The organism is Streptomyces sp. R11 (genome assembly GCF_041051905.1).
Classification (GTDB): Bacteria; Actinomycetota; Actinomycetes; order Streptomycetales; family Streptomycetaceae; genus Streptomyces.
In genome coordinates, this window is record NZ_CP163432.1 from 7980669 (window position 1) to 8002739 (window position 22071).

24 protein-coding genes and 1 tRNA gene are annotated in these 22071 nt (G+C 71.2%); 12 read left to right on the forward strand and 13 right to left on the reverse strand.

Annotated elements, in window-relative coordinates; translation table 11 throughout:
- Positions 1 to 30 precede the first annotated feature (30 nt).
- Genes AB5J55_RS36960 through AB5J55_RS36970 form a run of 3 tightly spaced genes read left to right on the forward strand, consistent with a single transcriptional unit; the run spans position 31 to position 2944 of the window.
- Complete coding sequence (locus AB5J55_RS36960; RefSeq protein WP_369274795.1) at positions 31 to 1383, forward strand: amidohydrolase family protein; 1353 nt, start codon at positions 31 to 33, stop codon at positions 1381 to 1383.
- Complete coding sequence (locus AB5J55_RS36965; RefSeq protein ID WP_369274796.1) at positions 1380 to 2255, forward strand: cupin domain-containing protein; 876 nt, start codon at positions 1380 to 1382, stop codon at positions 2253 to 2255. The genes AB5J55_RS36960 and AB5J55_RS36965 overlap by 4 nt, the downstream gene beginning before the upstream one ends.
- Entirely contained in the window at positions 2252 to 2944 is a 693-nt protein-coding gene (locus AB5J55_RS36970) for an SDR family oxidoreductase (RefSeq protein WP_369274797.1), read from the forward strand. Before AB5J55_RS36965 ends, AB5J55_RS36970 begins: the two co-directional genes overlap by 4 nt.
- A 29-nt stretch (positions 2945 to 2973) precedes the next feature.
- Here the strand turns inward: AB5J55_RS36970 and AB5J55_RS36975 are convergent, their stop codons facing one another.
- The 5 genes from AB5J55_RS36975 to AB5J55_RS36995 form a co-directional block, all read right to left on the reverse strand.
- Positions 2974 to 3804 (reverse strand): SAM-dependent methyltransferase, encoded by an 831-nt coding sequence (locus AB5J55_RS36975; RefSeq protein ID WP_369274798.1) that lies wholly within the window; start codon positions 3802 to 3804, stop codon positions 2974 to 2976.
- A 48-nt stretch (positions 3805 to 3852) separates the two neighbouring features.
- Positions 3853 to 4500: an endonuclease gene (locus AB5J55_RS36980; RefSeq protein ID WP_369274799.1), complete on the reverse strand. Its 648-nt coding sequence runs from the start codon at positions 4498 to 4500 to the stop codon at positions 3853 to 3855.
- A complete protein-coding gene (locus AB5J55_RS36985) occupies positions 4497 to 4829 on the reverse strand; it encodes a DUF3140 domain-containing protein (protein WP_369276395.1) in 333 nt (110 codons plus the stop codon). The genes AB5J55_RS36980 and AB5J55_RS36985 overlap by 4 nt, the downstream gene beginning before the upstream one ends.
- A gap of 101 nt (positions 4830 to 4930) precedes the next feature.
- The gene (locus AB5J55_RS36990; RefSeq protein WP_369274800.1) at positions 4931 to 5413 is read right to left on the reverse strand and encodes a Dps family protein; all 483 of its coding nucleotides are present in this window, start codon (positions 5411 to 5413) and stop codon (positions 4931 to 4933) included.
- A 124-nt stretch (positions 5414 to 5537) separates the two neighbouring features.
- A complete protein-coding gene (locus AB5J55_RS36995) occupies positions 5538 to 6365 on the reverse strand; it encodes a lysophospholipase (protein ID WP_369274801.1) in 828 nt (275 codons plus the stop codon).
- Positions 6366 to 6493: 128 nt separating this feature from the next.
- On the opposite strand from AB5J55_RS36995, the gene AB5J55_RS37000 reads away from it, so the two are divergent.
- Together AB5J55_RS37000 and AB5J55_RS37005 are read left to right on the forward strand one after the other, a co-directional pair.
- Positions 6494 to 7681, forward strand: a complete 1188-nt coding sequence (locus AB5J55_RS37000) for an acetyl-CoA C-acyltransferase (protein WP_369274802.1) — start codon at positions 6494 to 6496, stop codon at positions 7679 to 7681.
- Positions 7682 to 7747: 66 nt separating this feature from the next.
- Positions 7748 to 8521 carry a sulfite exporter TauE/SafE family protein gene (locus tag AB5J55_RS37005; protein WP_369274803.1) on the forward strand — a complete coding sequence of 258 codons (774 nt, stop codon included), beginning with the start codon at positions 7748 to 7750 and terminating at the stop codon, positions 8519 to 8521.
- Between the two features lie 3 nt (positions 8522 to 8524).
- On the opposite strand, the gene AB5J55_RS37010 is transcribed toward AB5J55_RS37005, so the two are convergent.
- Together AB5J55_RS37010 and AB5J55_RS37015 are read right to left on the reverse strand one after the other, a co-directional pair.
- Positions 8525 to 9358: an HAD-IIA family hydrolase gene (locus AB5J55_RS37010; RefSeq protein ID WP_369276396.1), complete on the reverse strand. Its 834-nt coding sequence runs from the start codon at positions 9356 to 9358 to the stop codon at positions 8525 to 8527.
- Between the two features lie 53 nt (positions 9359 to 9411).
- Complete coding sequence (locus AB5J55_RS37015; protein WP_369276397.1) at positions 9412 to 10704, reverse strand: hypothetical protein; 1293 nt, start codon at positions 10702 to 10704, stop codon at positions 9412 to 9414.
- A gap of 401 nt (positions 10705 to 11105) precedes the next feature.
- Here AB5J55_RS37015 and AB5J55_RS37020 point away from each other — a divergent pair, with 401 nt between their 5' ends.
- Positions 11106 to 11852 (forward strand): cobalt-precorrin-6A reductase, encoded by a 747-nt coding sequence (locus AB5J55_RS37020; RefSeq protein WP_369274804.1) that lies wholly within the window; start codon positions 11106 to 11108, stop codon positions 11850 to 11852.
- Here the strand turns inward: AB5J55_RS37020 and AB5J55_RS37025 are convergent.
- The 3 genes from AB5J55_RS37025 to AB5J55_RS37035 all read right to left on the reverse strand — a co-directional run bounded on the left by AB5J55_RS37025 (position 11842) and on the right by AB5J55_RS37035 (position 13789).
- Positions 11842 to 12303: a hypothetical protein gene (locus tag AB5J55_RS37025; protein WP_369274805.1), complete on the reverse strand. Its 462-nt coding sequence runs from the start codon at positions 12301 to 12303 to the stop codon at positions 11842 to 11844. The two genes, AB5J55_RS37020 and AB5J55_RS37025, sit on opposite strands and share 11 nt — an antisense overlap.
- A gap of 109 nt (positions 12304 to 12412) precedes the next feature.
- Positions 12413 to 13183: a precorrin-6A synthase (deacetylating) gene (cobF, locus tag AB5J55_RS37030; protein WP_369274806.1), complete on the reverse strand. Its 771-nt coding sequence runs from the start codon at positions 13181 to 13183 to the stop codon at positions 12413 to 12415.
- 84 nt (positions 13184 to 13267) lie between these two features.
- On the reverse strand, positions 13268 to 13789 hold the full coding sequence (locus tag AB5J55_RS37035; RefSeq protein ID WP_369274807.1) for a DUF309 domain-containing protein: 522 nt from the start codon (positions 13787 to 13789) through the stop codon (positions 13268 to 13270).
- A gap of 112 nt (positions 13790 to 13901) precedes the next feature.
- Here AB5J55_RS37035 and AB5J55_RS37040 point away from each other — a divergent pair.
- The 6 genes from AB5J55_RS37040 (at position 13902) to AB5J55_RS37065 (ending at position 17855) form a co-directional block, all read left to right on the forward strand.
- Positions 13902 to 13975, forward strand: a tRNA-Pro gene (locus AB5J55_RS37040).
- Positions 13976 to 14285: 310 nt separating this feature from the next.
- On the forward strand, positions 14286 to 14717 hold the full coding sequence (locus AB5J55_RS37045; protein ID WP_369274808.1) for an HIT family protein: 432 nt from the start codon (positions 14286 to 14288) through the stop codon (positions 14715 to 14717).
- A gap of 254 nt (positions 14718 to 14971) precedes the next feature.
- On the forward strand, positions 14972 to 15124 hold the full coding sequence (locus AB5J55_RS37050) for a hypothetical protein (RefSeq protein WP_369274809.1): 153 nt from the start codon (positions 14972 to 14974) through the stop codon (positions 15122 to 15124).
- Positions 15125 to 15246: 122 nt separating this feature from the next.
- Positions 15247 to 15909 carry an NUDIX domain-containing protein gene (locus AB5J55_RS37055; protein ID WP_365053228.1) on the forward strand — a complete coding sequence of 221 codons (663 nt, stop codon included), beginning with the start codon at positions 15247 to 15249 and terminating at the stop codon, positions 15907 to 15909.
- A 110-nt stretch (positions 15910 to 16019) separates the two neighbouring features.
- Entirely contained in the window at positions 16020 to 17006 is a 987-nt protein-coding gene (locus AB5J55_RS37060; RefSeq protein ID WP_369274810.1) for an aldo/keto reductase, read from the forward strand.
- A gap of 45 nt (positions 17007 to 17051) precedes the next feature.
- Entirely contained in the window at positions 17052 to 17855 is an 804-nt protein-coding gene (locus tag AB5J55_RS37065; protein ID WP_369274811.1) for a DUF427 domain-containing protein, read from the forward strand.
- Here AB5J55_RS37065 and AB5J55_RS37070 read toward each other — a convergent pair.
- From AB5J55_RS37070 to iolD, 3 genes are read right to left on the reverse strand one after another with little or no spacing between them, the layout of a single operon-like run.
- Entirely contained in the window at positions 17845 to 18630 is a 786-nt protein-coding gene (locus tag AB5J55_RS37070) for a GntR family transcriptional regulator (RefSeq protein WP_369274812.1), read from the reverse strand. The two genes, AB5J55_RS37065 and AB5J55_RS37070, sit on opposite strands and share 11 nt — an antisense overlap.
- 23 nt (positions 18631 to 18653) lie before the next feature.
- Complete coding sequence (locus AB5J55_RS37075) at positions 18654 to 20147, reverse strand: CoA-acylating methylmalonate-semialdehyde dehydrogenase (RefSeq protein WP_369274813.1); 1494 nt, start codon at positions 20145 to 20147, stop codon at positions 18654 to 18656.
- A gap of 41 nt (positions 20148 to 20188) precedes the next feature.
- Entirely contained in the window at positions 20189 to 22066 is a 1878-nt protein-coding gene (gene iolD, locus AB5J55_RS37080) for a 3D-(3,5/4)-trihydroxycyclohexane-1,2-dione acylhydrolase (decyclizing) (protein WP_369274814.1), read from the reverse strand.
- Between the last annotated feature and the right edge of the window lie 5 nt (positions 22067 to 22071).

The window sequence follows — 22071 nt, forward strand, 5'->3', positions numbered from 1 at the left end:
CGCCCGAAACACCGCATGGGAGGAAGAGCGATGCCCGATCGGATGCTCCTGCGAGCCGGTCACGTGCTGTCGATGGACCCCGCTGTCGGGGACCTCCCACAGGGGGACGTCCTCATCGAGGACGGGAGGATCACGGCGGTGGAGCCGGACATCAGCGCCGACGCGGAAGTGCTCGACATGACCGGCCGTATCGTGATCCCCGGCTTCGTCGACACCCACCGCCACACCTGGGAGGCGTCGATCCGCAACGTCGCCCCCGACGCCACCCTGGACGACTACTTCGTCGACATCCTCGACTCCTTCGCGCCGCTCTACACCCCCGAGGACGTGTACGCGGCCAACCTCGCGGGATCGCTTGAGTGCCTCAACGCAGGCATCACGACCCTCGTCGACTGGTCCCACATCAACAACACACCCGAGCATCCCGACGCCGCGATCCAGGCGCTCACGGAGACCGGCATCCGCGCGCAGTACGCGTACGGCAGCGCCAACACCTCACTGGCCGACTACTGGTTCGACAGCAAGATCGCGATCCCGGGCGACGACGTACGCCGCATCCGCAGCGCCTACTTTCCCTCCGACGACGGCCTGCTGACCATGGGCCTGGCCACCCGCGGCCCAGGCTTTTGCACCAACGACGTCGTCACCGCCGAGTGGGCCCTCGCCCGCGACCTCGGCATCCCGATCACCGTGCACGTGGCGATGGGCCGCCTCGCGGGCCGCTTCGGCATGGTCAAGCAGCTCCAGGGGCTGGGGCTGCTCGGTCCCGACACCACCTATGTCCACTGCTGCTACTTCAGCGAGGAGGAGTGGCAGATGGTCGCCGACAGCGGCGGCACGGTCTCGATCGCACCGCAGGTCGAGGAGCAGATGGGGCACGGCTGGCCGCCCGTCATGAAGGCCATCGAGTTCGGGCTGCGGCCCTCCCTCAGCATCGATGTCGTCACCACCGTGCCCGGCGACATGTTCACCCAGATCCGCGCGGCCTTCGGCGCCGAGCGTGCCCGGGTCAACGCCGACTGCTGGAAGGCCAACCTGCCTGTCCCGGAAACGATGTTGACGGCACGTCAGATGCTGGAGATCGCGACACGCAACGGTGCCCACGTCGCCGGCGTCGAGAACCGCACCGGCTCCCTGACCCCCGGCAAGCGCGCCGACGTCGTCGCGATCGACGCCACCGCACTGAACGTCGCCCCGGTGCACGACGCGGCCGCCGCGGTGACGCTGTCGGCGGACGTCTCCAACGTCGACACGGTCATCGTCGACGGTGTGATCCGCAAGCGTGACGGCCGGCTTGTGGCCGACGTCGACCGGGCCCGCCGACTGGTCCAGGGGTCCCGCGACCGGCTCCTGGCCGCAAAGGAGGAGAAGAGCGCCGCATGACCCGACACCTGGTGCGCCGGGCCGCCGACGTCCCGGAGCCGACCTACGACGAACTCGGCCACCGACGGCGGGAGTTGGTCGGCGAGGGCGACGGCAGCGTGCACACCGGCTTCGGTGTGTGCGAGATACGGCCCGACGGCCGGGTCGGCGCGCATGTGCACTCGTACGAGGAGAGCTTCCATGTGCTCGACGGGGCCGTGATCCTCGAGGTGCCCGAGGGGTCGTACCTCCTCGAAGAGGGGAACTACGGCCTCCTCCCGACCGGCGTCCCGCACGCCTGGCGCGGCACCGGGGACACCGTCGGCCGCTGGGCCGACATGCTCGCGCCGGTACCGCGGGCCCGCTACGGCCACGACACCCAGGCGGTGCCCGCGCTGCCGGTCCGCGACCCCGTGCGCATCGACGTCCGCGACCCGCGCACCCGGTCCTTCGGCCACTTCGAGCCCGCACAGATGGACCCCGGCAAGCAGGCCCAGGACCTGCTCGCGGCGTCGGCGAGCATGCGTACGGCCTTGCTCGTGTACAGCGGGATCACCGTGAAGATGATGGTCGACAGCGATCTCGGCGCCGTCGCCTCGACCATGTTCATGGTGCAGTACGCGCCGGACGGGGTGGCCGGCACGCACGACCATCCCTTCGAGGAGACGTACCTGTTCCTGGAGGGGACCGTGGACGCCGCCTTCGACGGTGAGCGGTACCGGCTCGGCCCCGGCGACCTCGCGTGGGCGGGCGCCGGCTGTGTGCACGGGTTCGCCAACGCGGGGGAGGGGCCGTTGCGCTGGCTGGAGACCCAGGCGCCGCAGCCGCCGCCGCGGCACTCCTACCGGTTCACGCGGGACTGGGAGTATCTGAGGGAGGCGCTGGGGTCATGAGCAGTGTGCTCGTCGTGGGCGGCACCTCAGGGATCGGCCGCGAGTTCGCCCGCTTCCGTGCGCGGCGGGGTGACGAGGTGGTCCTCACCGGCCGCGACGCACATCGCGCCGACACGGTGGCCAAGGAGATCGGCGCTGCTCAGGGCCTCGCCCTGGATCTGTCGCAGCCTCGGGAGATCGCCGCCGCGCTGGCCGGCGTCGGGCGCCTGGACCACCTGGTGGTCGCGGGCGTCTCCCGGGACGACAACCGGGTCACGGAGTACGACATCGACGCCGCCGTGCGTCTCGTCACGCTCAAGCTCGTCGGCTACACCGAGGTCGTGCACGCCCTGCGCCCACGGCTGCACGACGACAGCGCGATCGTGCTGTTCGGCGGACAGGCCAAGGAGCGCCCGTACGTCGGTGCGACGACGGTGGCGACCGTCAACGCGGGCGTGGGCGGACTTGTGAACACCCTCGCCGTCGAGCTGGCGCCGGTACGGGTCAACGCCGTGCATCCCGGGGTCGTGGGGGACAGCCCGTACTGGCTGGCCAAGCCCGGCGAGGTGCTGGCTGGGCTGCGCGCCAGAACCCCCACCGGGCAGCTCGCCACAATGGCCGACGTCGTGGACGCGGTGGACTTCCTGCTGCGCAACCGGTCGGTCAACGCGGTCGAACTCGCGGTGGACGGGGGGTGGTTGCTCGGGTGAGCGGCCGCGTGCGGGGGCGGTGGGTCAGGTCAGGGCTTCAGACCCACGGCGCCGTACAGCGAAACAGGTTCTTCGTTCTCCCCGCGCTCGTCTGCGGCCGGCCGCCAGTCCGACAGCGAGACGATCCCCGGCTCCAGCAGCTCAAGTCCCTTGAAGAGGAGGCCCATTTCGGCGTGTGAACGGGCCACGAGCGTCACCCCGCTCGCGTTGTAGGCCGCGATCCCCTGACGGACGTTCTCCGGTTCGAAGTCCGCCGTCATCGCCGACAGCACCAGGCAGCTGCCCGGCGCCAGCGCGCCGACCAGCGTGTCCACGAGCCGGTGCGCGCCGTCGTCGTCCGCGATGAAGTGCAGCAGTGCGATCAGGGACAGGGCGACGGGCCGGTCGAGGTCGAGGACAGACGCTGCCTGTTCGAGAATCCGCTCCGGCTCACGCGCGTCGGCCTGCACATACTCGGTCACGCCTTGCGGAGTGCCACGCAGCAGGGCTTCCGCGTGAGCGAGCACGATCGGATCGTTGTCGACGTAGACCACCCGTGCGTCCGGTACGACGGACTGGGCGATCTGGTGCAGGTTGGGCTCGGTCGGGATGCCGGAGCCGATGTCGAGGAACTGCCGGATCCCCGTCTCCTGGACGACCGCCCGGGTGGCCCGCTGCATGAACCGGCGGTTGGCCCGCGCATGCCGCGGAGCGTCGCCCTGCATCGCGGTGATCCGCTGTCCGAGCTCCTCGTCGACCGGGTAGTTGTCCTTGCCGCCGAGGAACCAGTCGTACACCCGAGCCGGATGCGGTCTGCTCGTGTCGATACGAGACACGGGCGACTGGGCCGCCGACTCGGTTCCCGACTCGGTCCCCGCCACGCAGGCCTCCTGTGCTCGACAACGTGTGCTGCGAGCAGTCTTCCACGATCACGCGGCCCGGCGGAGACTGTCTTCGGCCACCTCCTTGTCGAGCGAGGCCCGCACCAACGCGGCGGCCAGCACGGCCGGGTCGGTGCTCCCGGCGAGGCCGGCCACCCGTTCCGGATCCTTGGGCAGGCCGAGCCGCTCGGCGCCCGCGAGCGCCTTGGTGTCCAGGTAGGGCGCCACTTCCGGCCAGACCCGCTGGGCCTCGCGCAGGAAGATGTCGGCGCCGGACGGTCCCACGCCGGGGAACTCCCGCAGCAGACCGCGCAGTTCGGCGACGTCGCCGGCGGCCTCCTTGCGCAGCCGACGCAGGTCTCCGCCCCACCGGTCGTTCAACAGCTCGGCGCCTTCGCCGAGTTGGGTGGCCGTACGCTCGTCGTAGCGTCGATAGCCGCCGCGGCCCAGCGCGTCGACCCGCTCCTGCCAGTCGGCGTCTGCCATCCGGCGCGAATCGCGCAGCCCCGCGTCATACAGGGAGCGGGCGGTACCGACGGCGATGGAGCCGCGGATCCGGGCGCTGAGCAGGTGCGCGAGGACCAGCAGCCGGTACAGCGGCTGCGGGGTGTTCCGCAGCGGGATGCCGGCCTCCTCGGCGAACGTCTGACCGTGCGCGCGGACGAGTTCCCGTACGACCCGCTTGTCGTTGCTCACGGCCTCAGCGGGTCGTGGCCGATCGTCATCAGCTGATGCCGACGGCGTGTCTGTTCGGGCTCGGGCTCGTTCTCGAGGTCCGCCTGGTCGGTGACGGTGTCCACGACGTCGTACATGACCTGAAGATCATCGTCCGTCAGGTCCGTGCGCCGCTTCTGGAGGATCGCGAGGACGTGCTGCCCGGTCGGCGTCCCGGCCTGGTCGGGCAGCGGCTCGGTCTCCTCGTCCGCGTCACTGACCCGCAGCCAGGCGGCCAGCTCCTGCGAGGTCATGTTCACGACGCGGTGGAACTCCTGCCACAGTGCGTCGAGTTCGAGGGCGTCGGTCACAATGTGCCCCTTCTCTCCGGGTACGGTGCTGCGCGTACGGCGTTTCGCGGTGTCGGTGTCGGTGTCGGTGTCGGTGTCGGTGTCGGTGTCGGTGCTGGGCGTCACTCGTCGCGCGGCCAGTTCTCGGCGTCGAACATCCAGCGCTGCTTCTCCAGCTCGCTCGTGATGCCGATCAGCAGGTCCTGCGTCACCGGGTCCGGCTCGGCGGTCGCGGCGATACGCGCGCGCAGCCGCTCTATGGCCGCCGCCAGGGAGTCCACGACGAGCTGGACGACCTCGTTGTCGCGGACCCAGCCCTCCTTGGGGCCGGGCAGTGTGTAGGCCGCGGCGATGGTCTCCGGCCGGCCGTCGGGCGGCAGGCCGAGTGCGGCGGAGCGTTCGGCGACCGTGTCGGCGAACGAGCGGGCCACCGAGACGACCTCGTCGAGCTGCAGATGGATCGAGCGGAACCGCGGGCCCACGATGTTCCAGTGCACCTGCTTTCCGATCAGCGAGAGTCCGAGAAGATCGACGAGAGTGCTCTGCAGCGCCTCGCCGGCGACGCGGCGTGCCGGTTCGGGAAGCGTGCTCTTGACGACAGTCATTCCGCGCTCCTCCATTTCTGGCGTGGTCGGGCCAGTGCGGAGCGGTGCGACGCAGGTGCGACGCTGGTACCACCCCATGCGGGCGCGGGTGCCCAGGGCGAACCGGTGCAAAACGCGGCGTGTCTCAGTGTGCGAACACACCGTCCAGGAAATGGATGAGGTCCGCGAAGACGTCCGCCTTGTTCGTCTCGTTGAACACCTCGTGCCGGGCTTCCGGATAGATGTGCTCGCCACAGATGTGCTCGGACGGCTCGCCCCCGCGCAGTTCCTCGACCCCGACACGACTGCCGGTCAGCGGGACCAGTCGGTCGTTGTCGCCGTGCAGCCACAGCAGCGGCAGGCGTCCGATGTCGCCGCCCTTGGACACGGTGTCCAGCATCCGCGCGAATGCCTCGACCGTCGGCCGCTTCATCGGCCCGTGCCAGACCAGCGGATCCGCCACGTACGCCGCGCCCACCCCGGGGTCGCGTGAGAGCGCGGCCGGGCTGATGGGCGTGTCGGGGATCTCGTCGAGGGCGAGCAGCCGGCGGGGCAGCTCCCAGTCGCCGATCACGGGCCCGGACAGGACCAGGGCGGCGAGCCCGTCGCCGTGGAGCTGGGCGTAGCGGGCCGCGATCAGGCCGCCCATGGAGTGCCCGACCGTGACGACCGGCACATCCGGATGCGCGGCCCGGGCCAGCCCCGCGACCGCATGCACATCGGCGACCACGTCCTCGAAGTCCTCGATCATCACGCGCTCACCCGCCGACCTGCCGTGACCGACGTGGTCGGGCCCGAAGACGGCGGCGCCGTGCCTGACCAGGACGTCCGCCACCTCGGCGTACCGGCCGACGTGCTCGCCGTAGCCGTGGATCACGAGGGCGAGGTAGCGGGGCCGGTCGCGGCTCGGCCACTCGCGTACGACGATCGATCCCCGGCTTCCGTCGAGTACGTGCTCGCGGGCGTCGGCCATGCTTCCTCCGGCTGCGTCGGTGCGGGTTCCCAGGGGATCTTCCCAGCGGGCGGCAGGGCGGTCTATAGTCCAAAACTAGCGGTGCTAATTAAGGGTGCCGTCCATACGGCCCGGTCAGGAGTCCTGTCGTGCGTCCCGTCCACTTCGCGGCCGCCCGCCGCACACCCATCGGCAAGCTGCGCGGAGCGCTGTCGCCGGTACGGCCCGACGACCTCGCCGCGACCGTGATCAGTGGCCTCGTCGCCGAGGTGCCCGCACTCGACCCGGCGCGCATCGACGACGTCTACTGGGGCGCCGCCAACCAGGCAGGCGAGGACAACCGCAACGTCGCCCGCATGGCCGCGCTCCTCGCCGGGCTGCCCGAGTCCGTCCCCGGTGCCACGGTCAACCGCCTGTGCGCGTCCGGCCTGGAGGCGGTGACGTCGGCCGCCCGCACCATCGCGGCGGGCGAGGCCGACATCGTGCTCGCCGGCGGCTCCGAGTCGATGAGTCGCGCCCCCTTCGTCCTGCCCCGCCCCGACGAGGCCCTGCCCCATCGCATCGAAACCGTCGACACCCGGCTCGGCTGGCGCCTGGTCAACCCGGCGATGAAGGAGCTGCACGGTCTGCTGTCCATGGGCGAGACGGCCGAGGAGGTCGCGGAGCGATACGGCATCCCGCGCGAACGGCAGGACGACTTCGCCCTGCGCAGCCACCAACGGGCCGCCGAGGCCCGCAAGAACGGCCACTTCGACGACGAACTCCTGCCGGTCGTGCGCCCGGACGGCGTGCTGGTCGACAGCGACGAGTGCATCCGCGAGGACACGTCGTACGAGAAGCTGGCCCGCCTGAAGCCGGTCTTCCGGCAGGGCGGCACGGTCACCGCGGGCAACGCCTCACCGATGAACGACGGCGCGGCCGCACTGCTCCTCGTCAGCGAGGAAGCCCTCAACGAACTCGGCCTGGAGTCCCTGGGCCGCTACGTCGCCGGCGGCTCGGCGGGCGTCCACCCCGACGTGATGGGCATCGGCCCGGTCCCCGCCACCCGCAAGGTTCTCGCCCGCGCCGACTGGACGATCGGCGACATCCAGGAGGCCGAGTTCAACGAGGCGTTCGCGGCGCAGGCCCTCGCCTGCGTCGACGAGCTCGGCATCGATCCCGAGCTGGTCAACGCGAGCGGCGGCGCGATCGCGCTGGGCCATCCGCTGGGCTCCTCCGGTGCGCGGATCCTCACGACGCTGCTGCACCGGATGCGGCGCACGGGGGCCGAGCGAGGGCTGGCGACCATGTGTGTAGGCGTCGGGCAGGGGAGTGCGGTGCTGGTGGAGAGGCACTAGCAATCTCCCGACTGGCGAGACGGTCTTTACCAGTACCTGTTGTCTGCACATACCATCGGTCTCCGCATGGACACGATGACGCTTTGGCACATAACAGGCTGGGAGTTCGCCGCGCTCGCCTTCGCGGCCCTGCTCGTCGGCTTCTCGAAAACGGCCGTGAGCGGGGCCAACACGGTCAGCCTCGCGATCTTCGCCGCCGTGCTCCCCGCCCGCGCCTCCACCGGCGTGCTGCTGCCGATCCTGATCGCCGGGGACGTCCTCGCCGTCCTCACCTACCGACGGCACGCCCACTGGCCCACGCTAGGGCGGCTGTTCCCCGCGGTCGCGGCCGGCGTCGCCTTCGGCACGCTGTTCCTCGTGTGGGCCGACGACGGCATCGTCCGTACGTCGATCGGCGCGATCCTGCTGATGATGGCGGGCGTGACGGTGTGGCGCCGCCGTACCGCCGAGCAAGAGGCGGAGCCGGACTCGGTCACCAGCCGGGCCGGCCGGGTCAAGGCCCGCTCGTACGGCGTCCTCGGCGGCTTCACCACGATGGTCGCCAACGCGGGTGGCCCGGTGATGTCGATGTACCTGCTGTCGGCCGGCTTCCGCAAGCTGGGCTTCCTCGGGACGTCCGCCTTCTTCTTCCTGATCGTCAACGTCTCCAAGGTGCCCTTCAGCGCCGGACTCGGCCTGATCGACGGCCCTTCGCTCCTGCTCGACGCGGCGCTCGTGCTCTTCGTCGTGCCCGGTGCGTTCCTCGGCAAATGGGCGGTGAACCGGATCAACCAGCGGCTGTTCGAGCAACTGGTGATCGCGGCGACGGTCGTCGGCGGCCTCCAGCTACTCCTGCGCTGACCCCTACTCCTGCGCTGACCCCCGCAGTTCCCTCAGCAGGGCGGGCAGATCGGCGAAGGAGTCGATCACATGGTCGGGCGTGCCGCTCGCGGCCCGGTGCGTTTCCGGCAGATACTTCCCGGTCCTGACCAGCACGCCCCTGACCCCGGCCCGCTGCGCAGCCAGCACATCGGACTCGACGTCGTCCCCGACCATCACCGCCTCGCCCGCGCCGACCCCCACATGCGCCAGGGCCGCCTCGAAGAACGCGGCCGACGGCTTCCCCGTGATCTCCGCCTCGACCCGCGCCGCCTTCTCCAGACCGACCAGGAACGCGCCGGTGTCCAGCTGCAACCCGTCATCGGTACGCCAGTACAGATTCCGGTGCATGGCCACCAGCCGCGCCCCGCGCTGCAGATGCCCGAAGGCCCGGTTCAGCGCCGCATAGCCGAACTCGGGCCCGGCACCCCCGACGACCACGACGTCCGGAACGGACCGGTCGCCGCCCGCGCCCTCGTCGCCGTCCTCGTCATCTCCGACGACAGCGACTCCGCCCAGGTCCTCGGCGATGTCCCCGCTGTTCAGCAGCACACACCGGGCCCCCGGACAGTGCTCCGCCAGATACGCGGCGGTGACGGCGGGCGCGGTCAGGATGTCCTCGGCGGACACCGGGAACCCGGCGTCCGCCAGCGTCCGCGCGATCGACGCCCGGGTCCGCGAGGTCGTGTTCGTGACCAGCGCGACACCGAGCCCGGCCTCGCGGATCTCCCGCAGCGCCTCGACGGCACCCGGCAGCGGCTGCCACGAGACGGTGAGCACCCCGTCGATGTCGATCAGGACGGCCCGCAGGGATTCCACGCCACGTACGGATTCCATGCCAGGACCATAGCCATCGATCCTCCCGGCACAGGTCAGGGCGCGATCCCGACACCCTCGATCCTGCTCCACGCCCGCTCCTGAGCCGAGGTCATGGCGGGCCACCGCAGCCCGCCCGGACGCGGCTCGACGCGCATGGCGTACGGGGCGGGGCGGAACGCCGGGTCGTAGAAGCAGCCGGTGCCGTAGGTGCGGTCGAACGCCGCGCAGGACGCCGCGACCGACCCGGCCGTCGGCTTCTTGCCGCTGCGTACCCACTTGTCCAGGGCGGCGATGGAGTTGGCGTACTCGGCGTCGCTCAGCTCACTGTGCTCGGCCTCCCGCGTGAACGTCTGCACCAGGTGCCCGTCCCGCCGGGCCCCGTGCAGCGTGGCCCGGTAGGCCGCCTCGTGCTCGACGAACGCCGTCGGGTCGTCGATCGCGTGCATCGTCAGCACCGGGATCGAGACCTTGCCCGTGAGATCGCTGTCGTAGGACAGGTCTCGTACGGCCGTGGGGTCGGGGGCGAAACGTTCGACACCGGCGTTGAGCGCCTCGTCGTCATGCGACCCGGAGTACCGGACGCCCTGGTTGCCGAACGGGTTCCGGTCCCCGAGGCGGTCGTGCACGATGTCCCGGAACGTGAACGTGGCGAACCGCAGGTGAGACTCCAGCGTGCGCTCCGGGATCCGCGTGACGGCGAGGATGTCGTCGAGGTTGCGCTGCTGGAGAGCGGTCCGCTCCTGGGGCGCCGACGCATGGCCCGTGCACTCCTGCAGTCGGGCGCGCAGCCCGGCGCTGGTCATGGTCGAGCCTGCGCGCAGGCCCTGCCACAGCGGGTACTGCGGCTCGGTCGGGCGGGGGTGGTTGCCGCAGTAGTACTGGTAGACGACGCGCAGGTCGACGCGGTAGTCGTAGCCGCGCGAGCCGCCGCCGAGGACGCCGTTGGTGAGGAGCGCCCCGTCGTACGCCCCGCGCCGGGCGCCGTACGTCTCCACGACCTTCGCGGCGACGTTCCCGCCCCACGACTGGCCGTGCACATACGTCCGCCGGGGCTTGCCGAACTCACCGACGAACAGTCGGCGCACGCTCTCCGTGTCCGCGGCGGCCATCCGCGTCCCGTAGCCGCCCCGGCGGTACGACGAACCCGCCCAGGCGTAGCCCTCCTTCACCATCACCGACCAGCGCCCCAGGTCGTCGAGACTGCGGCCGGGGTCGGACTCCGCACCGAGGTCGGGGCCGCCGTGGGCGTGGACGACGAGGGAGCCGTTCCAGTCGTTGGGCACGGCTATCGCGTAGTAGGCGCCATTGGGGTCGACGCCGGTGTAGCAGGTCGCCTTGTCGGCGATGGCGGTGGGGCATTCGGCACGAGCCGGGCCCGCCGTCTCGCCGGTCTCTCCCCGGGCGTTCGACGCGCCGACGAGGAAGCCGGCGGCGAGGGCACCGGCCAGCAGGGCGGTCAGCGTCGTGCGCCGGTGGGGGGTCCATGGGGCAGACCTGCGGATCACTGCGTGGGTTCTCGTCCAGTCCAAGACGCTGCTCCTCGTTCCTCTTCGGCGCGTCGTCGAGCCGTGCGCCGCGATGCTAGGGAGCGGCGGGGCGAGGAACCACGGGTCCGTTCGTTGTGTTCATAGTGTTCGCGGTGTCCGCGGTGTCTGTCCGCGGTGTCCGCGGTGTCCGCGGTGTCCGCGGCGTTCCCGGCGTTCAGGGCGGCGGCATCGCAGCGGACGGCACGACGTACGCTCGCCCCATGTCCCCCCGCCACGTCCTGATCCTCGGCGGCACCACCGAGGCCCGCGAACTCGCCGCCGCGCTGGCGGCGCACCCCGGCGTCCGCGTCACCACCTCGCTCGCGGGACGCGTGGCACGACCGGGCGCGGTCTCCGGGGAGGTACGCATCGGGGGCTTCGGCGGGGCGGAGGGACTGGCCGACTGGCTGCGCGCCGAACACGTCGACACCGTCGTCGACGCCACGCACCCCTTCGCCGAGTCGATCACGGCGAACGCTGTCCGCGCCGCGACGGCGACCGGAGTGCCGGCGGTGGTCCTGCGCCGGCCCGGCTGGCGCCCCGGCCCCGGGGACCGCTGGCACGAGGTCGCTTCGCTCGACGAGGCCGCGGCCCTCCTGCCCAGCCTCGCCCACCGCGTCTTCCTGACCACCGGCCGCCTGGGCCTCGCGTCCTTCGCCCACCTCACGGACCTGCACTTCGTCGTACGCTCCGTCGACCCGCCCGAGCCCCCGACGCCCCCACACACCGAAGTCCTCCTGTCCCGCGGCCCGTTCACCCTCCCCGAAGAGTCGGCCCTCCTACGCGAACACCGCATCGACACCCTCGTCACCAAGGACAGCGGCGGCACGGCAACCGCAGCCAAACTCACGGCCGCCCGCCAACTCGCCCTACCCGTCGTGCTCGTACGCCGCCCGCCGCTCCCGGAGCGCGTGGAAGCGGTGTCGGACGTGGCGGGGGTGCTGGAGCGGCTCGGTGTCAGCCTGTGACGACGGAGGCACGCAGGCGGTCGATGGCGCGCAGGATCTCGTCGCGGTTCTTCGCCTGCTTGATCCAGGCGGGCAGGCGTCCGATGTAGGTCATCTTCCGCCCGTGCTCGTACCAGGGCGGCCGCTCCCGCAGCGATGCCGCCACGAAACGCCTGAGCAGGTCCAGATGTTCGAGGTTGTAGGCCCACACCACGCCGTGCCTGGTCTCGGTCTGCAGCCACAGATCCGGCAGGGCACACCGTCCGTCGGCACGCGACGAGTGCCGAGCCAGGCCGCAGGATCGGCAGACCAGACGGCGCTGCGGGTACGTCGCACCGTCCGCGTCCGGAACGACGGCCGACCGACGCTCGTAGTGGGCGATTCCGTCGCAGCGAGGGCAGCGCACCAGGACCGAACCGGTGAACTCGTACAACTCGGTGAGGGGGTCGCGGAAACGCACCGGCGCGGACATACGGCGAGTATCACGGCGGACCGCCGCGCGACGCACCCCCATTTCGGCACGGTGCGCCCAGCTTGGTGGCCGGCCGCAGTCCGGATGGCGTCGGCGGGCGTACCGCCTACTACTCCTTCGGATTCCGGCGCAGCAGATACGTGTCCATGATCCAACCCTTGCGCTCCCGCGCCTCCGCGCGCAGGGACTCGATGCGTGGGGCGGTCTCCGCGATCGGGCCCGAGGCGAGGATCTCGTCGGGGGTGCCGATGTAGGCGCCCCAGTAGATGTCGATGTCCTGGTCGGTGTACTTCTGGAAGGCCTGGTGGGCGTCGAGCATCACGACGACGTCGTCCACGCCGTCCGGGAAGCCCTCGGCCAGGCGGCGGCCGGTGGTGATCTGTACGGGGCGGGCGACCCGGTTGAGTCCCGTCCGGTGGCGGGCGACGAGGGCGGAGACGCTGCTGATACCGGGTACGACGTCGTACTCGAAGGCCACGGCGCCCTCGTCCAGAACCTGCTCCAGGATCCCGAGCGTGCTGTCGTACAGCGCGGGGTCGCCCCACACCAGGAACGCTCCGGTCTCGTCCTCGCCCAGTTCCTCGGCGATGAGCCGCTCGTAGATCCCGGCGCGCGCACTGCGCCAGTCCCCGACGGCGGGGGAGTAGGCGGTACCGCCGGCGGACCGGTCCCGCTCGGGGTCCCGGGCCTCGACCACCCGGTACGTCCCCTCCGGTATGTGCGCGTCCAGCATGTCCCGGCGCACCTGCGTGAGGTCCGACTTCACCTCGCCCTTGTCGAGGATGAAGAACACGTCCGTACTCCGCAGCGCCCTGACCGCCTGCAACGTCAGCTGCTCAGGATCGCCCGCGCCGATACCGATGACATGAATCTTTCGCACACCCCGAGTCTGCCCCACGCCACTGACACCAAGGACACCGCGTCCGCTCCGCCAGTGCTCAGGCCCGCCGGCCCCGCCTCGCCCCTACTCCCCGCCCCGCAGCCTCGGCGCCCGGCCCCCCGCGTCCACGGCCTCCCCGCTCTCCTCCACGACCCCCGCCAGTTCCCGCGCCCACGCGCTCAGCCCCGCGAGATCCATCCCGTACGGCCGCCGCTCCCCGGCATCGGACGCCCACGCCTCCACGGCCCCCGCTCCACGCCGCAGCAGCCGCGGCCCGCCCGTCACGTTCCCCCGCGCCGAGTGCGTGAGCCCCACGGCAAGCTGCGCGAGCCCCCGCCACAGGGCCCGCTCCCCCTCAGGCCCCGCCTTCCAGGCGTCCTCGAACACCTCATGCGCATGGAACGGCTTCCCGGCGTCCAACAGCTCCTGCGCCTCGGCGACGGTCTGCTCCGGCGCGCGCACGACGCCCTCGGGCTGGCGGTCGACGCCGTCCGCGTCGTACGGCAGGGGGCGCCCGAGACCGTCCCGGGGCCGTGCGTTACGTGCCCGCCCCTCGCTGTCCCGGTCCCGTGCTGCGGCCTGGCGTCCTGACGATGTGCTGCCCATACACCGATTGTCCATCGTCCGGCCCCTCGCCGGATGCCCCCCTTCGGCGCACTCGTCCCCGTACGGTAAAGTGCTGTCCGCACGATCACGCGGTTCACCGCGTGAAAGGCACCGGGACGTGGCGCAGCTTGGTAGCGCACTTGACTGGGGGTCAAGGGGTCGCAGGTTCAAATCCTGTCGTCCCGACGGTGCGAAGGGTCTTCGCAGGTGAGAGCCTGCGGGGGCCCTTTCTCGTACGGGTTCGCAAGGGTCGGTTCCGGGTGTGATCTCGCGGACTCGACCGACGTTCTGCGAGCAGGTACCCGGGTCGTACGGCGCCGCCTGCGCGACCAGACTCTCGACGAGGCCGCGCGGAGCGTAGGCATCACCGGCCCGCCACCCAACGGAACCGGTCCGCCTGCCGGGACGGCCGGTCGAAGGTCAACGGGACCGGGTGCACGCCCTGTTCGGAACGTAGGCTCGCTCCGAGAGATCTTCCGCAGCGAAGGGGCCCGGCATGACCACCGTCTTCTCCCGCATCATCGACGGAGAGCTTCCCGCCCGGTTCGTCTGGCAGGACCCGCACGCCACGGCGTTCCTGTCCATCGCACCGCTGACGCCCGGGCACACCCTCGTCGTGCCCCGGCGTGAGGTCGACCAGTGGACGCAGGTCGACGGTGAACTGCTGTCCCACTGCATGCAGGTGGCCCAGGCCGTCGGCCAGGGCGTGCAGCGGGCGTGGGACGCTCCGCGGGCCGGGCTGCTCATCGCCGGTTTCGAGGTGCCCCACCTGCACATTCATGTGGCGCCCATGTGGGGCCTGGGCGATCTGAACTTCTCCCACGCCAAGCCGGAGGAGGACATGTCGGCGCTGGACGACGCGGCCGACAAACTCCGCACCGCCCTGCGTGAACTCGGCTTCGAACAGGCCGTGCCGCCGGGTGCCTGACAGCGCCGGAGCAAGGCCCCGGACGCCCTGTCCGGGGCTGGTAGGCCCGCTGTCGATCATGGGCATGATCATGTCGACGGTCGGGGACAGGGGGACGGAGCGGGGGGCTCGATGCGGACGATTCCCATGACGCCGGCGCTGGTGAGTCTGAATCGTTCGGCAAGGCGAAGAAGGGCACCCGCGTCGGCGACCGCGAAGCGCTCACGCTGCACGTCACGGACAAGGCGGACAAGGAAGGGACATACACCTTCTACGTGGCCACCGAGGGCAAGCCCCACCTGCTCAAGACCGTCCACAAGGGCGGCGGGAACGTCACCACCACGTCGTTCAGCGCCTTCGACGAGCCGGTGGACGTCCGGCCTCCGGCGTCGGCACAGGTCCTGGACAAGGCGGACGGCGCGGGCTGAGGCCCGAATGCTCCGCACCTCCTCGCCTTCCCGCGCGCCTCACCTTCCCGCGCGACGTACGCCATGCCGGGGTGGTAGAAGCGGGCCATGACCAACTCGCTCATCCACCCGGCCGGTGCCCGATGACCGCCGGCATCGACACCCCCGACCGCCGTGGCCGCACCGGACTCGACCGGGCGGGCCGGGACCTGACCGGCAATCCCCGCATCAAGGTGCGGGACGTGCAGCTCCTGTCCAGCCACTGGTACGTCGAGCGCGCGACGACCTTCGACTTCCAGCATGCCGACGGCACCTGGAGCACCCAGCAGCGCGAGACGCACGACCGCGGCAACGGCGCGACCATGCTGCTGTACGACGCCGAACGCGAAACCGTCCTGCTGACCCGCCAGTTCCGCTTCCCCGTGTACGTCAACGGCCACCCCGACGGCATGCTGGTGGAGACGCCGGGCGGGCTGCTCGACGACGATGACGAGCACCCGGAGATCGCGGTGCGGCGCGAGGTGGTGGAGGAGACCGGGCACACCATCGGCGAGGTCCGGCACGTCTTCGACGTCTACATGAGCCCAGGATCGGTCACCGAACGCGTCAGTTTCTACGCCGCCGCCTACGGCCCCTCCACCCGCACCCACGAGGGCGGTGGCCTGGACGAGGAGGGCGAGGACATCGAGATCGTCGAGCTGCCCTTCCGGCGGGCCCTGGAGATGATCCGCAGCGGGGAGATCGCCGACGCCAAGACGATCATGCTGCTGCAGTGGGCCGCGCTGGACGGCCCGTTCGCCAAGTGACGCCCAGGAACACCAAGTGCGCGCCCACGCCCTTGACTTGAAGTGCGCTTCAACGTGAAGACTCCCGTTCGTGCCCCGGAGCGGGTGCACGAACGGGAGGGAAGCCATCCATGAAGTACCGCACCGTAGGCACTGCCCCGAACACCCGCCGCGAGGTCAGCGTCCTCGCGCTCGGCGCGATGTTGTTCGGCTCCCGGACCGACGAGGAGACCTCCTTCGCCGTCCTCGACCGCTATGTCGAGGCGGGCGGAACCTTCATCGACACGTCGGACAACTACGCCTTCTGGGAGGACGGCGGCCAGGGCGGACAGAGCGAGGAACTGCTCGGCCGGTGGCGCCGCAGCCGAGGCGCCGGCGACGAGATCGTCATCGCCACCAAGCTCGGCGCCCGCCCGCTGGCCCCCGGCACCGGCTACATCGACAACGCGGAGGGCCTGTCGGCGAAGGTGATCCGCGAGTCCGCCGAACGCAGCCGCGACCGGCTCGGCGTGGCCAAGCTGGACCTGCTCTACGCCCACATCGAGGACCAGAAGGTCCCCCTCCAGGAGACCGTCGAGGGGTTCGCCGAACTGGTCGCCGAGGGCACGGTCGGTCTCCTCGGCGTCAGCAACCACGCCACCTGGCGGGTCGAGCGGGCCCGCGCCCTCGCCGCCGCGGCGGGCCTGCCCGGCTACGAGGTGCTCCAGTACGCCCACAGCCACCTGCGGCCCCGCCTCGACGTCCCCGAGGGCCTGTTCCCCGACGGCAGCCTCGGCCACGCCGGCCCCGACCTGCTCAGCTACCTGCGCGCCGAGCCCGGTCTCGCCCTGGTCGCCTACTCGCCGCTGCTGAAGGGCGCCTACACCCGCCCGGACGTCGCCCTGCCCGGCGACTTCGACCACCCGGGCACCCCGGCCCGTCTGAAGGTGCTCCGCGAGGTCGCCCAGGAGGCCGGGGCCACCGTCAACCAGGTCGTCCTGGCCTGGCAGATCGGCGCCGAGCTGCCGATCATCCCGCTGGTCGGAGCGTCCTCCGTGGCCCAGCTGGAGGAGAGCCTGGCCGCCGTGGACCTGGAGCTGACCGCCGACCAGCGGGCCCGGCTCGACGCGGCCCACTGACCCCTCCCGGAGTACGCTCCGAAGAGGAGCCGAAGGAGAGTGGCCATGCCTCTGTTCCCCACCGAGCGGAACGTCCGTACGACGCCCGAAGGCCTCCTGTGGGAGCCCAGCGAGCGCTGGGTGCGGGGCCTCAAGGGCGATGTCACCGTCGTCGACAGCCGGCACCCCGTCCTGGTCTGGGAACCCGATCTGCCCGTGCCGTGCTACGCGTTCCCACGCGCGGAAGTCCGCACGGACCTCCTCCGCCCCGCCAAGAACCCGCAGCCGGGCAGACACACCGGCTCGCAGATCTTCTACGACCTCGAGGTCGACGGCGAGCTTGTGGAGAACGCGGCATGGACCTTCCCCGCCGCCGACCTCGCCGGACACATCGCCTTCGAGTGGTTCTGGCGCTGGGGTACCGGCCTCGACCACTGGTACGAGGAGGAGGAAGAGATCTTCATCCACCCCCGTGACCCGCACAAACGGGTGGACGCCATGCCCAGCGGCCGCCATGTCCAGGTCGAGATCGGCGGCACTGTCGTCGCGGACACCCACCGCCCGGTGCTGCTGTTCGAGACCAGCCTGCCGACGCGGTACTACGTGCCCCGCGAGGACGTCCGGCTCGACCTGTTCGAGCCCACCGACCACAGCACCGGGTGCCCGTACAAGGGCACGGCCCAGTACTGGAACTGGCGCGGCGAAGGCGAGGTCCCGCGGAACATCCTCTGGAGTTACGCCGAGCCGCTGGCCGCGGTGGCGCCCGTCAAGGGGCTCATGGCGTTCTACAACGAGGCGGTGGAGATCACCGTGGACGGCGAGCGGCTGGAGCGGCCGGTCACGCCGTTCACCGCGAGCCTCAAGCCCTGACCAGCAGCTGGAAGTCGAACGCGTACCGGGACGCGCGGTAGATGTGCGTCCCGTACTCGACCGGCCGGCCCGTGTCGTCGTACGCCGTGCGCTGCATGGTCAGCAGCGCCGCACCCTCCTTCTCGTCGAGCCGCTCGGCCTCCCCGGCGGTTGCGCAGCGGGCGCCGATGGTCTGGCGGGCGCTGTGCAAGGTGATGCCGACGGCCCGCATCATCCGGTACAGGCCGGTCGACTCCAGCCGGGCCGTGTCGAGGTCGAGCAGGCTCGCGGGCAGGTAGTTGCAGAGGATCGCGACCGGCTGGCCGTGCGTGCAGCGCAGCCGCTCCAGGAACGTGACCTCGGCGCCCTCCGCGATCCCGAGCGCGGCGGCGACGTCGGCGGCCGCCGGGACGCGCTCGTTGCGGACGACCTGCGTGGTCGGACCCTGCCCGGCCGCCTCCAGGTCGTCGTAGAGACTGCTGAGCTCCAGCGGGCGCTTCACCTGGCTGTGCACCACCTGGGTGCCCACCCCGCGCCGCCGGACCAGCAGCCCCTTGTCGACGAGCGACTGGATGGCCTGCCGGACGGTGGGCCGGGACAGGCCCAGCCGCACCGACAGGTCGACCTCGTTGCCCAGGAGGTTGCCCGGGGCGAGGGCCCCGTGCTCGATCGCCGCCTCCAGCTGCTGGGCGAGCTGGTAGTACAGCGGCACGGGACTGCCCCGGTCCAGGGCGAAGTCCAGCGAGGCCAGCGCGGAGCCGGACCCGGCACGTGCGGAGCCGCGGGTCTTCGCCATGGGACGACCTCTCTGTCAGGCTGTCAGGAGTTGCTGGGGAAACCGAGGTTGATGCCGCCGTCGGACGGGTCCGGCCAGCGCGTGGTGATGACCTTGCCCTGGGTGTAGAAGGCGATGCCGTCGTTGCCGTAGACGTGCAGATCGCCGAAGAGCGAGTCCTTCCAGCCACCGAAGGAGTGGTAGCCGACCGGCACCGGGATCGGCACGTTCACACCGACCATGCCCGCCTTCACCTCCAGCTGGAAGCGGCGGGCCGCGCCGCCGTCCCGGGTGAAGATCGCGGTGCCGTTGCCCCAACGGGAGTCGTTGATCAGCTTGATGGCCTCTTCGTACGTCTCCGCACGCACCACGGCGAGCACGGGGCCGAAGATCTCGTCCCGGTACGCGTCCGCCGTCAGCGGCACCCGGTCCAGCAGCGAGACGCCGAGGAAGAAGCCGTCCTCGTGGCCCTCGACCGAGTAGCCGGTGCCGTCGACGACGACCTCGGCGCCCTGCTCGGCGGCCGAGGCGACATAGGACGCCACCTTGTCGCGGTGCTCGCGCGTGATCAGCGGGCCCATCTCGCTCGCCGGGTCGTTGCCGGGGCCGATGCGCAGGTTCTTCGCCCGCTCGGCGATCTTGCCGACCAGCTCGTCGCCCGTGTCGCCGACCGCGACCACGACCGACACGGCCATGCAGCGCTCGCCCGCCGAGCCGTAGGCGGCGTTGATCGCCTGGTCGGCTGCGAAGTCCAGGTCGGCGTCGGGCAGGACCAGCATGTGGTTCTTGGCGCCGCCCAGGGCCTGTACGCGCTTGCCGTGCTCAACCGCCTTGAGCTGGATGTACTTCGCGATCGGCGTCGAGCCGACGAACGACACCGCCTCGATGTCCGGGTGCTCCAACAGCCGGTCGACGGCCACCTTGTCACCCTGTACGACGTTCAGCACACCCTCCGGCAGCCCGGCCTCGGAGGCCAGTTCGGCCAGTCGGAAGGACGCCGACGGGTCCTTCTCGCTCGGCTTCAGCACGAAGGTGTTGCCGCATGCGATGGCCAGCGGGAACATCCACATCGGCACCATGGCGGGGAAGTTGAACGGCGTGATGCCGGCGACCACGCCCAGCGGCTGCCGGATCGAGGCCACGTCCACCCGGGACGACACCTGCGTCGACAGCTCGCCCTTGAGCTGCACGCTGATCCCGCAGGCCAGCTCCACGATCTCCAGACCGCGTGCCACCTCGCCGAGCGCGTCGGAGTGCACCTTGCCGTGCTCGGCGGTGATCAGCTCGGCGATCTCGTCGCGGTGGGCGTCCAGCAGCTCGCGGTACTTGAAGAGGATCGCCGTGCGCTTGGCCAGGGAGGACTGGCCCCAGCTCTCGAACGCGGCCTTGGCGGAGGCGACGGCGGCGTCCACCTCGTCGACGGTCGCGAACGCGACCTGCTTCTCCTGGGCGCCGGTGGCCGGGTTGTAGACGGGGGCGTAGCGGCCTGAGCCGCCCTCCACGGGCTTGCCGTCGATCCAGTGGGTGATGGTCTTCATGGTGCGCAAGGGCCTTTCGAGTGCAGGTCAGGTGCGGGAGTTCAGAGGTGGTGGCGACGGTCGGTGACGTGCTGGTCGTACCGTTCGCGGGCTTCGACGGCGGCCTCGCGGGAGGCGACCTCGGCCACGGGCACGTCCCACCAGGCCTCGGCGCCCGGGGCGGTCGGGTTCGTGATGTCGGTCTCGACGTACACGCAGGTCGGCCGGTCCGAGGCACGGGCCGTGGCCAGCGCCTCGCGCAGCTCGCCCACCGTCTTGGCGCGCAGGACGTCCATGCCGAGGCTGGCCGCGTTGGCGGCGAGGTCGACCGGGAGCGGGGCGCCGGTGAAGGTGCCGTCGGCGGCCCGGTAGCGGTAGTCGGTGCCGAAGCGCTCGCCGCCGGTCTCGGCCGAGAGCCCGCCGATGGAGGCGTAGCCGTGGTTCTGGATCAGGACGATGTTGACCGGCAGGCCCTCCTGGACCGCGGTCACGATCTCCGTCGGCATCATCAGATAGGTGCCGTCGCCGACCAGCGACCACACGGCCGTGTCAGGGGCCGCCTGCTGGATACCGATCCCGGCCGGGATCTCGTAGCCCATGCAGGAGTAGCCGTACTCCAGGTGGTACTGGCGCGGTGAGCGGGACCGCCACAGCTTGTGCAGGTCGCCCGGCAGTGAACCGGCCGCGTTGATGACCACGTCGTAGTCGCCGACGACCGCGTCCAGGGCGCCCAGCACCTGCGTCTGCGTCGGCACGGCGCTCTCGTCGTCGGCGCGGTAGGCGGCCTCGACGACCGCGTCCCAACGCTCCTTGCCGGCGCGGTACTCGGACTCGTACGCGCCGTCCACACGGTGGCCCGAAAGCGCCTCCGTCAGGGCCGTGAGCCCGGCCCGCGCGTCGCAGACCAGCGTCCGCGCCGCCAGCTTGTGCGCGTCGAAGCCGGTGATGTTGAGGTTCAAAAAACGCACGTCCGGGTTCTGGAAGAGCGTGCCGGAGGCGGTGGTGAAGTCGGTGTACCTCGTGCCCACGCCGATCACCAGGTCGGCGCCGCGTGCGATGTCGTCGCTGACCGAGGTGCCGGTGTGGCCGATGCCGCCGAGGTCGGCGGGGTGGTCGTGGCGGAGCGAGCCCTTGCCGGCCTGGGTGGACGCGACCGGGATGCCGGTGGCCTCGACGAAGGCCTTCAGCGCCGCCTCGGCCTCGCTGTGGTGGACGCCGCCGCCCGCGACGATCAGTGGGCGCTCGGCGGCCCGGACCGCCGCCACGGCCGCCGCCAGCTCGACCGGGTCGGGCGCGGGACGCCGTACGTACCAGACGCGCTCGGCGAAGAACTCCTGCGGCCAGTCGTACGCCTCCGCCTGGACGTCCTGGGGGAGGGCCAGCGTGACCGCGCCGGTCTCTGCCGGGTCGGCGAGGACGCGCATGGCGTTCAGCGCGGACGGGATCAGGGCCTCGGGGCGGGTGATCCGGTCGAAGTAGCGGGAGACCGGGCGCAGGGTGTCGTTGACCGACACGTCCGCCTCGGTCGGGTGCTCCAGCTGCTGGAGCAGCGGGTCGGGGGCGTGCGAGGCGAAGTAGTCGCCGGGGAGCAGGAGGACCGGGAGACGGTTGATCGTCGCCAGGGCCGCACCCGTCACCAGGTTCGTCGCACCCGGTCCGATCGACGTCGTCACCGCCTGCGCGGACAGCCGGTTGAGCTGGCGGGCGTAGCCGACGGCCGCGTGCACCATGGACTGCTCGTTGCGGCCCTGGTGGTACGGCATGACGTCCTCGCCCGCCTGGAGGAGGGCCTGTCCGATGCCGGCCACGTTGCCGTGACCGAAGATGCCCCAGGTGCCGGCGATCAGCCGGTGCCGGACGCCGTCGCGCTCGGTGTACTGCACGGACAGGAACCGCACCAGCGCCTGAGCGACGGTCAGGCGGATCGTGGGCTGGCTCATCTCGG